Source organism: Spirosoma flavus (genome assembly GCF_054778555.1).
Genome location: NZ_BAAGZL010000001.1, coordinates 2,310,132 through 2,320,622 on the forward strand (window position 1 = coordinate 2,310,132; position 10,491 = coordinate 2,320,622).

Annotated in this window: 5 protein-coding genes and 1 pseudogene; 5 read left to right on the plus strand and 1 reads right to left on the minus strand. The window is 54.0% G+C overall.

Annotated features, from left to right (window positions below; all coding sequences use genetic code 11):
* Positions 1-4: 4 nt before the first annotated feature.
* The 5 genes and pseudogenes from ACYVF1_RS08975 to ACYVF1_RS08995 all read left to right on the plus strand — a co-directional run bounded on the left by ACYVF1_RS08975 (position 5) and on the right by ACYVF1_RS08995 (position 3,550).
* Entirely contained in the window at positions 5-1,357 is a 1,353-nt protein-coding gene (locus ACYVF1_RS08975) for an SLC5/6 family protein (RefSeq protein ID WP_461077725.1), read from the plus strand.
* Positions 1,350-2,201, plus strand: a complete 852-nt coding sequence (locus tag ACYVF1_RS08980; protein WP_461077727.1) for a metallophosphoesterase family protein — start codon at positions 1,350-1,352, stop codon at positions 2,199-2,201. The genes ACYVF1_RS08975 and ACYVF1_RS08980 overlap by 8 nt, the downstream gene beginning before the upstream one ends.
* Positions 2,202-2,457: 256 nt before the next feature.
* Positions 2,458-2,901: a hypothetical protein gene (locus ACYVF1_RS08985; protein ID WP_461077729.1), complete on the plus strand. Its 444-nt coding sequence runs from the start codon at positions 2,458-2,460 to the stop codon at positions 2,899-2,901.
* An 84-nt stretch (positions 2,902-2,985) separates the two neighbouring features.
* A pseudogene (locus ACYVF1_RS08990) lies at positions 2,986-3,117 on the plus strand (DDE-type integrase/transposase/recombinase); the annotation flags it as partial.
* Positions 3,118-3,169: 52 nt separating this feature from the next.
* The gene (locus tag ACYVF1_RS08995) at positions 3,170-3,550 is read left to right on the plus strand and encodes a transposase (protein ID WP_461077731.1); all 381 of its coding nucleotides are present in this window, start codon (positions 3,170-3,172) and stop codon (positions 3,548-3,550) included.
* A 366-nt stretch (positions 3,551-3,916) separates the two neighbouring features.
* On the opposite strand, the gene ACYVF1_RS09000 is transcribed toward ACYVF1_RS08995, so the two are convergent.
* Positions 3,917-10,491 (minus strand): putative Ig domain-containing protein (locus ACYVF1_RS09000; protein WP_461077733.1); only part of this gene is annotated, 6,575 nt, incomplete at its 5' end.

The window sequence follows — 10,491 nt, forward strand, 5'->3', positions numbered from 1 at the left end:
CTGCATGAGCACAACCCTGTTGCAGTGGGCGCTGGTGCTGGCGTCCAGCATTACGCTGTTTTTCGTGTCGCCCCTGGCTCGTACGGCGCCCGAATTTTTCCGGGGTGCCCGCAACGAGCGAACGCCCAACACCCTTTTCCTGACTAGTAGTTTGGTCATTTCGTGGCTGTTTGCCAAATCGATTACTAATGCCGCCAACCTGGGTCATAGCTTCGGACTGGTGGGGGGCGTAGCCTACGCGGGCTATTATCTGTCGTTTCTGGTTGCAGGATTTATAATCGTATCAATGCGCAACAAGGGTGGTTACCGGAGCATTCACCACTTTCTAGAATCGAAGTTTGGAGCGAGTGCGGTAGTGGTGTTTACACTACTAATCATGATCCGGCTCTACAATGAAATCTGGTCGAACACTATCGTGATCGGCTCCTACTTTGGAGCGCAGGGCTCAACTGATTACTACGTAGCGATTATCATATTTACACTACTCACGCTGGCCTATACGCTCAAAGGTGGTATGAGCAGTTCGATAATGACCGATGTGATTCAACTGTCGCTCTTTGTGGTACTGCTTACGGTGATTCTGGGCTTCATTTTACCTCAGTATGGCGGGAGTCTTAAACCCTTCGTAAACAGTGGACGCTGGGATCTAAATCAGGGTGTCGATCTGCTTCTGGTGGCACTAGTGCAGTGTTTCAGCTATCCTTTTCACGACCCTGTACTAACCGACCGGGGCTTTATCTCCGACACGCACACCACGGGGAGGGCCTACATTTGGGCGGCCGTTATTGGTTCGCTTTGTATCGTCTTCTTCAGCTTCGTCGGTATTTTTGCCAAGATTAATAGTCTAATGGGCGAAGCACCGGTTGCCGTAGCGCGGTATTTTGGTGTGCCGATGTTGCTGCTAATGAACCTGATTATGGTGACCTCAGCTTCGTCGACGCTAGACTCGGCTATGGCGTCGTTTTCCAAGCTCATCAGCATCGATTTGAGTCGGGCAGTAGTACCGAGTGTTACGAGAGGCCGGTGGGCTATGGTCGTGCTGACGGTGCTGGGTACTATTCCCGTATTTTTTGACCCGGCTATTCTATCGGCCACTACCATCAGCGGTACCTTAGTACTTGGTTTGGCACCTGTCTTTTTGTGCTGGAACGTCCGGGTGCCCCGCTTGGCTTTTCACTTGTCGGTGGTAGGTGGGCTCCTGCTAGGTGGTTTTCTGACGTTTTTCTCTTTGCCCGAATCATGGCGGTTGGGAGATGGGAAATACGGAGCGCTACTTAGCGTGAACCTGATCACTACGACTTTCTGTTTCCTGGTTTTCGCGGGTAGTATGCTGTTTCAACCAAAGACTCATGAATAATCGACCCGATACCCGAGACTTAGGCATGCGTAGCGGCAGGGTGCTCGTGTTTGGAGGGCCTTACTCCAACTTGCAGGCGCTGGAAGCACTTCAGACTATTGCCAACCAGCTCCAGATCCCTCCCGCCAACATAATCTGTACCGGTGATATCGTCGGCTACTGCGCACAGCCTGAGGAGTCGGTGCAACTGGTTAAGAATTGGGGAATACAAACCATTCAGGGTAATGTAGAGCAGAATATCATCAGAGGTGAGGATGACTGCGGTTGTAATTTTACGGAAGGAGGGCGGTGTGATTTATTTTCCCGCACTTGGTTTCCTTATGCGGTTCAGACACTTTCTACTAAATCGGTTGCCTGGCTGAGCACCTTGCCGCTCCAACTGTCGTTTCGGTACGCTGGTAAGTCGGTGACCGTGTTGCATGGGGCCGCCACTGGGATCGCTGATTTTGTGTTTGCATCAACGCCCTGGCCGGTGAAAGAAACGTCCTTTGCGGCTTACGGGGCTGACGTAATACTAGCTGGTCACGCTGGACTACCGTTTGCGGATAAGCAAGTTTCCGATACAGAGAACAGTCGGTACTGGCTTAATGCAGGTGTAATCGGGATGCCCGCTAACGATGGGACTCCCCGAGTATGGTACCTGTTACTCGACGACGCGGATGGCGTATTTATGTATACTTTTCACCATTTTACCTACGACAACCATACGGCTCATCAACTGATGATGACCAATCACCTCCCCGAATCCTACGCCCAGACACTCCTAACAGGCATCTGGGACAACTGCGAGATTTTGCCAGACGTGGAGAAGGCGTTCCAAGGGCAGGTCATTACGTTGTATTAGAACGATAAAAGCGGATGATTGGGTAGTTTTGCCGTTTCGTACGGCATCGGCCAACCGTAAAATCCGTCACATGACTACAATGCATCGCTTACTTAACAAGTAATACGATGTCATGTCCTAAATAGGTTTACAGCTCAGTTAAGGCTGTAAACTGAATAAACGACAAAAAGTAGTACGAGAATACTTGCTGGGTGGGTGCACCTACCTGCAACTAGAGAAAAAATATGGCATCAGTAAAGCCACCATAAATCGGTGTGTGCTCAAGTATCAAGCACAACAGCAGGCTAAACTAAAAGGGGTGGGCTTAGCTTCTGATCCCATGAAGCCTAAACCCAATCAACCGCCTAGCGTTGAGCAACTCCAAAAACTTTTGGAGCAGGAACAACTACGTAATAAGCTGCTGAATGCCATGCTCGATATTGCCGAGGATGAATTGCAAGTCCTGATCCGAAAAAAGTTTGGCCGCATCGGCGGTCCGATTGGTTATAGTAGGCAGGCATTTTATCAATTCGAAAAAAATAATAGCCAGGCCTGCTTCGAAGCCGAGCTGGTTATTCAGCAAGTGTTGCTCCACCGCTCGCTGCAACCCCGATTAGGCACCAGAAAGTTACTGGTGCTGATGCATGGTTTTGTCCAAGAACACCACTTAAAGATGGGTCGAGATGCGTTTTTGATTTGCTACGAGAGCATAAGCTACTAGTAAAAAAGCGTCGACGTAAGGTTCAGACTACCTTTTCGAATCACTGGCAGAATCGGACCGCCGAAGCGGAAGTACCCGAATCTGATACGGGGGTATGTACCAAAAGCACCCAACTCGTTATGGGTGAGTGACATAACCTATGTTTTGGTCGGTGATGGCTTTGCTTACCTGAGCTTAGTGACGGATGCTTATAGCCGAAAAATCGTCGGCTATTGTGTATCGGAAACGCTGAGTGCGATGGGGCAGCCTAAAAGCCTTGTTGATGGCCTTGAAAGACTGCCCGGACACGAGTGGATTGATTCACCACAGCGACCGGGGCGTGCAGTATTGTTGCCTGAAGTATGTCAATCTTTTACAGGATCATACCATCCAAATCAGTATGACGCAAAGCGGAGATCCACTGGAAAACGCGATCGCGGAACGGGTGAACGGGATATTGAAACAGGAGCTATTAGCCGATCACTATCTTAGCCTGGCTGTAGCCAAAAAAGGGATTGCCCAAGCTGTGCTGATCTATAATTCATTACGCCCCCATAGCAGTTGTGACATGCTGACCCCACAGCAAGCCCATCAGCAACGGGGCGATTTGCGAAGACGCTGGAAAAATTACTACAAGAAAAGGGAAGTAGATCTGGAAATCGCCAGCTGATGTTTAGTTGAGATACTGTAAATCAATGGTAGGACTATAAGAATGAACTAATAAATTCACTTCGAAACTGTAAACTTATTTTAGGACGCTACACGAAAATGAGACGTTGATTAGTGAGATGGCAATTTGAGATTGCAGCCAACTTCTATAGACATAGTGTTTAGATAGTACATACCATCTCGGAAAAAACGGGCATTTAATGAGATACTATGAAAGCTAAGGTGTGAGCGCTAAATGAACTAGGCCATTCTTATAATGCAGACCGGCCTCGCTAAGATGATCAGGAGAATTCTCTATAAACAAAAAGGCTGGTTCGCTCCACAATTGTAGAGCGAACCAGCCTCTTATAAAAATAACTGCACCTTTTTAAGGCTTGACTAACTTAATGGTTTGGTGTTGACCTGGAATGCTGACATCCAACAGGTAAATACCACTGGTTTGACCCACATTCATCCGAACGCGTTCGTCACTACCAGCCCGGTCAATCGTCTGCGCGTGAACCGGGCGACCCTGTGCATTCACCACCCGTAGACGGAGCGCACTGCCAGCGGCTCCTTTCACACCCACTTCCACGCTTTCACCAACCACCGGGTTGCCCAGCACCACCACTTCAAGCCAGGTTTCGGGCGCACCCACCCGCGCCATGGCGTTGCAGGCCGCCAGCCAGTTATAGCTGTAAGTCGCTTCCCCAGGCGTACCCGCCTGAACCGCCTTCAGAACAATCACTGGATTATCTGTGTACAGACTCAGTTGGTAAGGACCAGGATTCGTCGTGGGCGCCAACTCATTGACCACCGAGAAGCTAATGGGCTGACCCGTGGCTCCCTGATAGACGGGGTTGAAGCTGATCGACTTGCGGTTGGCGCTCAGGCTGGTACAGTTCAGCAGCGTTGCTCCCGTAATGGCAAACGCCGTCGTGCTCGTGTTCGGATTGACCGTCAGGTTGAAGGTCGTGAAGGTCGATAAACCACCGGGATCCGTTGCCGTCACTGTCACCGAGTAAGGCGCAGCCATCGACACCGAAGGCGTACCCGAGATGGTGGCTGGCGGATTGAAGCTCAGACCAACTGGTAAGCCACTCACCGACAGAGCCAGACTGCCCGGCGTCTGGGCGTCAGTGAAGGTGTTAGCCGGAATGGTGAAGTTGTAACTCACGTTGATCGTCGCCGACTGTGGCCCAATGGGGTTAGCCACGGTAGGTGGCGTATTGGTCGAGGGTACGTTGTTACAAGCGTCTAACCAGTTGTAGCTGAAGGTGGCTTCTCCCGGCGTGCCTTGCTGGGTGGCCTTGAGCACAATCACTGGATTATCCGTGTACAGGTTCAACTGATAGGGTCCTGGATTCGTCGTCGGCGCCAGTTCGTTGACCACCGAGAAGGTGATTGGCTGCCCATTCAGGCCACTATACACCGGATTAAAGGTGATGGCTCTCCGATTCGGCGTCAACGAGCTGCAGTTGACCAGCGTGGCTCCTGTGATGGCGAAGGTGCTGGGCGGGGTGGTGCTCTGCGGATTGACCGTCAGGGTGAAGACCGTGAAGGTCGACAAGCCACCGGGATCCGTCGCGGTCACCGTCACCGAGAAGGGGGATCCGGCCGAGGTGGACGGTGTACCCGAGATGGTGGCTGGTGGGGTGAAGCCCAGACCGGCTGGCAGCCCACTCACCGACAGAGCCAGGTTGCCCGGCGTTTCGGCATCGGTGAAGGTGTTGGCTGGAATCACGAAGCTGTAGCCCTGATTGACCGTCGCTGATTGTGGACCAATCGGGTTGGCCACCGTGGGCGGGGTGTTGGTCGACGGCGTACCGTTGCAGGCCGCTAGCCAGTTGTAAGCATACGTCGCTTCACCCGGCGTATTCTGCTGGGTGGCCTTCAGCGTGATCACGGGGTTATCCGTGTACAGCGTCAGCTCATAGGGACCAGGTGCCGTGGTGGCAGGCAACTCATTGACGACCGAGAAGCTGATGGACTGCCCCGTCGTACCGCTGTACACCGGGTTGAAGCTGATGGTTTTGCGGTTGGGGCTCACCGTGATGCAGTTGACCAGATTGACGCCCGTGATACCGAAGGTAGCCGTTGTTGCGGCCGGATAAACTGTCAGCGCGAAGGTCGTGAAGGTTGACAAGCCGCCTGGATCGGTTGCCGTCACCGTTACCGAGAAGGGCGAACCCACGGTGGTTGATGGCGTACCCGAAATGAAGTTGGGCGCAAAGAAGCCAATACCCGGTGGCAGGCCCGTTACCGCGTAAGTCAGACTGCTGGGTGTTTCAGCATCGGTGAACGTACCTGGATTAATCACGTAGCTGAAGGTCTGATTGACCGTGGCCGACTGGGGCGCGATCGGTGCTACCACTGAGGGCGGTGTATTGGGCGCCGTCATGCCCATGCAGGCGTTGAGCCAGTTGTAGCTGAAGGTAGCTTCGCCGGGAGTTCCCTGCTGGGTGGCTTTGAGCGTAATCACCGGATTATCCGTATACAGATCTAACGAATACGGCCCTGTCTGGGTGGTCGGTGGCAGTTGGTTCACCACGGAGAAGCTGATGGGCTGACCGTTGAGGCCACTGTAGACGGGCGTGAAGCTGAAGTAGCGACGGTTGGGTCCCGATGGGCTACAGCTCAGGATGTTCACACTGACAATGGTGAAGCTGCCCGCCGGTGGGCAATCCTGGAAGGTGACCGAAGTGCTGGCTACCGAGGAACAACCGTCTGAATTGGTCGCGGTGACCGAGTAGACACCGGTGGTACTCACCGTAGCCGTGTTACCGGCTGAACCACCCACTTGGCTAGCGCCTGCACTAAAGACGTAGCTGGTAAAGCCTGGTGTCGCCGTCAACGTTACCGTAGAAGTGGAGCAGCTCAAGGGACCACTAGCCGACAGGGCCACTGGCGAAGACTGCGTACCCCCGGTCACTAACACACTAGTTGTCGACTGGCAACCCGACGCGTTAACAGCGGTCACTGAATATGTACCAGCCGTGTTCACCGTGGCGGTGTTACCTGATGAACCGCCTACCTGACTAGCGCCTGCGCTGAAGATGTAGCTGGTGAAACCGGGTGTCGCCGTCAAAGTCACCGTCGTGTTCGAGCAACTGATGGTACCGCTGGCGGTCAGGCTCACCGGTGAAGCGGTGGTGCTGCCGGTGACCGTTACGCTGGTGGTCGATACGCAGCCATTGGCATTGGTAGCCGACACCGAGTAGGTTCCCGCCGTGTTCACCGTGGCCGTGTTGCCTGAAGAACCACCCACCTGGGCAGCCCCTGCACTGAAGACATAGCTGGTGAAGCCTGGCGTAGCCGTCAAGGTCACACTCGGTGCCGAACAGCTTAGAGGCCCACTGGCCGTCAGACTTACCGGGGTAGCAGTCGTGCTGCCGACCACCGTTACGTTGGTCGTGGATACACAACCCGACGCGTTGATAGCACTGACTGAATAGGTGCCTGCCGTGGTGACCGTGGCGGTGTTGCCTGAAGAACCACCCACTTGGCTAGCGCCAGTGCTGAAGGTATAGCTGGCAAAACCGGCTGTGGCTGTCAGCGTCACACTGGTGGCCGAGCAACTCAACGCGCTGCTAACTGTTAGAGTAACGGGTGAAGAGGTGGTGCTGCCGGTGACCGTTACGTTGGTAGTCGACTGGCAACCACTGGCATTGGTCGCCGTCACCGAATACGTACCAGCCGCGTTTACCGTGGCGGTGTTGCCCGATGAACCACCCACTTGGCTAGCGCCTGCACTGAAGACGTAGCTGGTAAAGCCAGCCGTCGCCGTCAAAGTCACCGTCGTGTTTGAACAGCTCAGTGTTCCACTGGCCGTCAGGCTCACGGGTGAATCGGTGGTGCTGCCGGTGACCGTTACGCTGGTGGTCGATACGCAGCCATTGGCATTCGTTGCGCTCACCGAGTATACACCGGTGGTGCTCACGGTAGCGGTGTTACCGGCCGAACCGCCTATCTGGGCAGCTCCCGAGCTAAAGGTATAGCTAGTGAAACCAGCGGTGGCCGTCAACGTAACGCTGGTGGCCGAACAACTCAACGTGCCACTCGCCGTCAGATCGACCGGAGTAGCGGTCGAACTGCCCACTACTGTTACGTTGGTTGTCGATACGCAACCCGATGCATTGGTGGCACTGACGGAGTACGTACCGGCGGTGTTGACCGTAGCGGTATTGCCCGTCGAGCCACCCACTTGGCTAGCGCCTGCGCTGAAGGTGTAGCTGGTGAAACCGGTGGTAGCTGTCAGGGTAACGCTGGTCGCTGAACAACTCAAGGCACTGCTGGCCACCAGAACAGCCGCAGTAGCTGTCGTACTGCCAGTGACCGTTACACTGGTCGTCGAAACGCAACCGTTAGCGTTGGCGGCACTCACTGAATACGTCCCGGCCGTGTTCACTGTCGCCGTATTACCGGCTGAACCACCTACCTGCGCAGCTCCCGAGCTAAACGAGTAGCTAGCGAAACCGGTAGTGGCCGTCAACGTAACACTGGTTACTGAACAGCTGAGTGTTCCACTAACGGTCAGGCTCACCGGAGTAGCGGTAGTGCTGCCGGTGACCGTTACGTTGGTGGTCGATACGCAGCCATCGGCGTTGGTGGCGCTTACTGAATACGTACCGGTTGCGGTCACGCTGGCGGTGTTACCCGCCGAACCACCTATCTGAGCCGCTCCCGAGCTAAAGGCATAGCTGACAAAACCGGCGGTGGCCGTTAACGTAACACTAGGATTAGGGCAACTCAGCGAACCATTCACCGTCAAAGTAACCGGCGTGGCGGTGGTATTGGATGCGATAGTGGTGGTTTGAGCCACAGTGCAACCTTGGGCACTGCTAATGACGACGGTGTAAGTTCCCCCCTGGCTCACCACCCCCTGATTGCTGCTCCCTATCTGATTGGCACCCTGGCTGAAGCTATAGCTACTGGCACCATCGGCGGAGGCTGTAATGGTCAGGCTGGGTTGGGCACAGCTAAGCGTGCCTCCTGTCAGGCTGGCATTCGTCGGTGGCGTATTGACTGTTACCTGGGTGGTTGCCTGAGTCGTTTGGCCGTTGCTGGTTATTGCCAGCGTAAAGCTACGGGTACCAGATGTATTGACTGTCAGTGACTGGCTAAAATTGGCTCCCGTACCATTGCCCGAAATAGCGTTTTGCCCGTCGGATAGGGTATACGTATAACCGCTGCCAACATTACCCAGCGTGGCCGTAAAGCCCACAACCTGTCCAATACAAATAGTTGGGTTGGTAGCCACAAAGCTGGTAATGGTAGGGACTGCCTGATAGGTGAAGCTATATGGACTAGCTGCTGAATTCCCATTCCCGGCCACATCCTGCGCTACGTTAGCTACTACGTTAACAGTTACCTGTCCCCCTGACGTAGGGGTGACATTGAAGAAATAAGTGGTGCCGCTGCCCGAAAAATCCGAGAGCGTACCGTTGGTCACGCTGATTTCATTGGAGGTTAAACCCGTTACACTTTCGGAAAAGGTGAGCGTAAAGGGAAGAGGACTGGTAGAAGTGGTAGCGCCATTGGCAACTCCAGACGAACTGATGCTGACCGTTGGGGCTACTGCGTCTACCCGTACGTTTGCCGTTGAACCTACGTTGTTTAGGGTAAGCGTAGCATTGTTGCCGGCGGCATCACGAATTGTTCCTGAATTAAGCGAAAGAGTGATCAGGGCAATGCCATCCGTATCAAGATCGCCGGATTGTACTGTATAAGAGAAAGTTAAAGCTGAAGTGCCTGTACCACCAGTGTAATTAGCTTGTCGATTGGTTGCCCCGATAGTCAACCCCAACTGAGGAGTGCCTATGACGTTTACATTCTCTGCAAAGTTAACCGTAAAGCTGAGCGACTGACCGGCGCTGTAGTTTCCATTCGCGGGTACGCCTACGCTGGTCACGGTGGGGGCATTAGAATCCTGAATGACAGACACTGTGCTGCTGGCCGCGCTTTCCAGCGAATTGGCTAGCTGGGCGGTGGCATACACCGTAGTGGTGGTATTGGCTGCCAGGGAGATGCTAATACTCCAACTCGTAGCGCCACCAGACAACTGCTGGGTGCCGATAACGGTATTATTGCTTGAATTATAAACACGCACCAGGCTATTGGCCCGGGCCGTTCCCATAATATTGATCGTAGTGTTGTTAGTCCTGCTGTTGTTGGCTGGACTGGTTATCGTAGGAGAGTTGGGGGTGGTAGTAAACGTTACCGTACTACCGTATCTGGTCCCAAGCGAATTAGTGGCGTAGGCGCTGGCAGTATATTGGGTACCGGGTATCAGGCCAGTCAAATTGGCTACGAAATTGGAGGGAAACGAGCCCGGCGAACTGGTACCTACCTGCACTTTAGTATTGCTGGTTGTAGGCGTTCCCGTACCCTGCACGTAGACTACCCCGTAGTCTGTAAGAGCAGCGCCACCATCGGTAGTCAATGTACCGCCGACGTTGGCACTGTTGGTTGTGATGTTGCTGACCGAATTACCAGTGGAGACTGTCGGTGGATCCTGATTGACAGTAACCATGCCTGTGATCTGGGTAGAGTTGGCTCCGTTAATGTTAGCCGGGGTGGCCAGTGTGGTTGTGGTGCCGTTGCTCAGATTCAGGGCTACAATCTTAGTGCGGCCAGGGTTGGCCGTGTTGCTGACGACTGAGTTGACCACCAGCAGCCGGTTGTTCATCTGGTCCAGGGCCAGTGCCCCGGGGGACTCGACCACCCCTACTGCAATCTGGGTGTCGCCCGTACCATTCAGACCGACGCGCCGGATCTGGTCATTGAGGGTCGTTGCTGATCCATCACCGACAGCGTAATAGACGTATTGGTTGGTACGGTCAATCACCATACCCGTAATCTGAGTAGAGTTGGCTCCGTTAATGTTAGCCGGGGTGGCCAGTGTGGTTGTGGTGCCGTTGCTCAGATTCAGGGCTACAATCTTAGTGCGGCCAGGGTTGGCCG

What these genes read in the sequence shown, in the direction of transcription:
- ACYVF1_RS08975 (WP_461077725.1), top strand. Translation starts at nt 5, where the DNA reads ATGAGCACAACCCTGTTGCAGTGGGCGCTGGTGCTGGCGTCCAGCATT.
- ACYVF1_RS08980 (WP_461077727.1), top strand. Translation starts at nt 1,350, where the DNA reads ATGAATAATCGACCCGATACCCGAGACTTAGGCATGCGTAGCGGCAGG.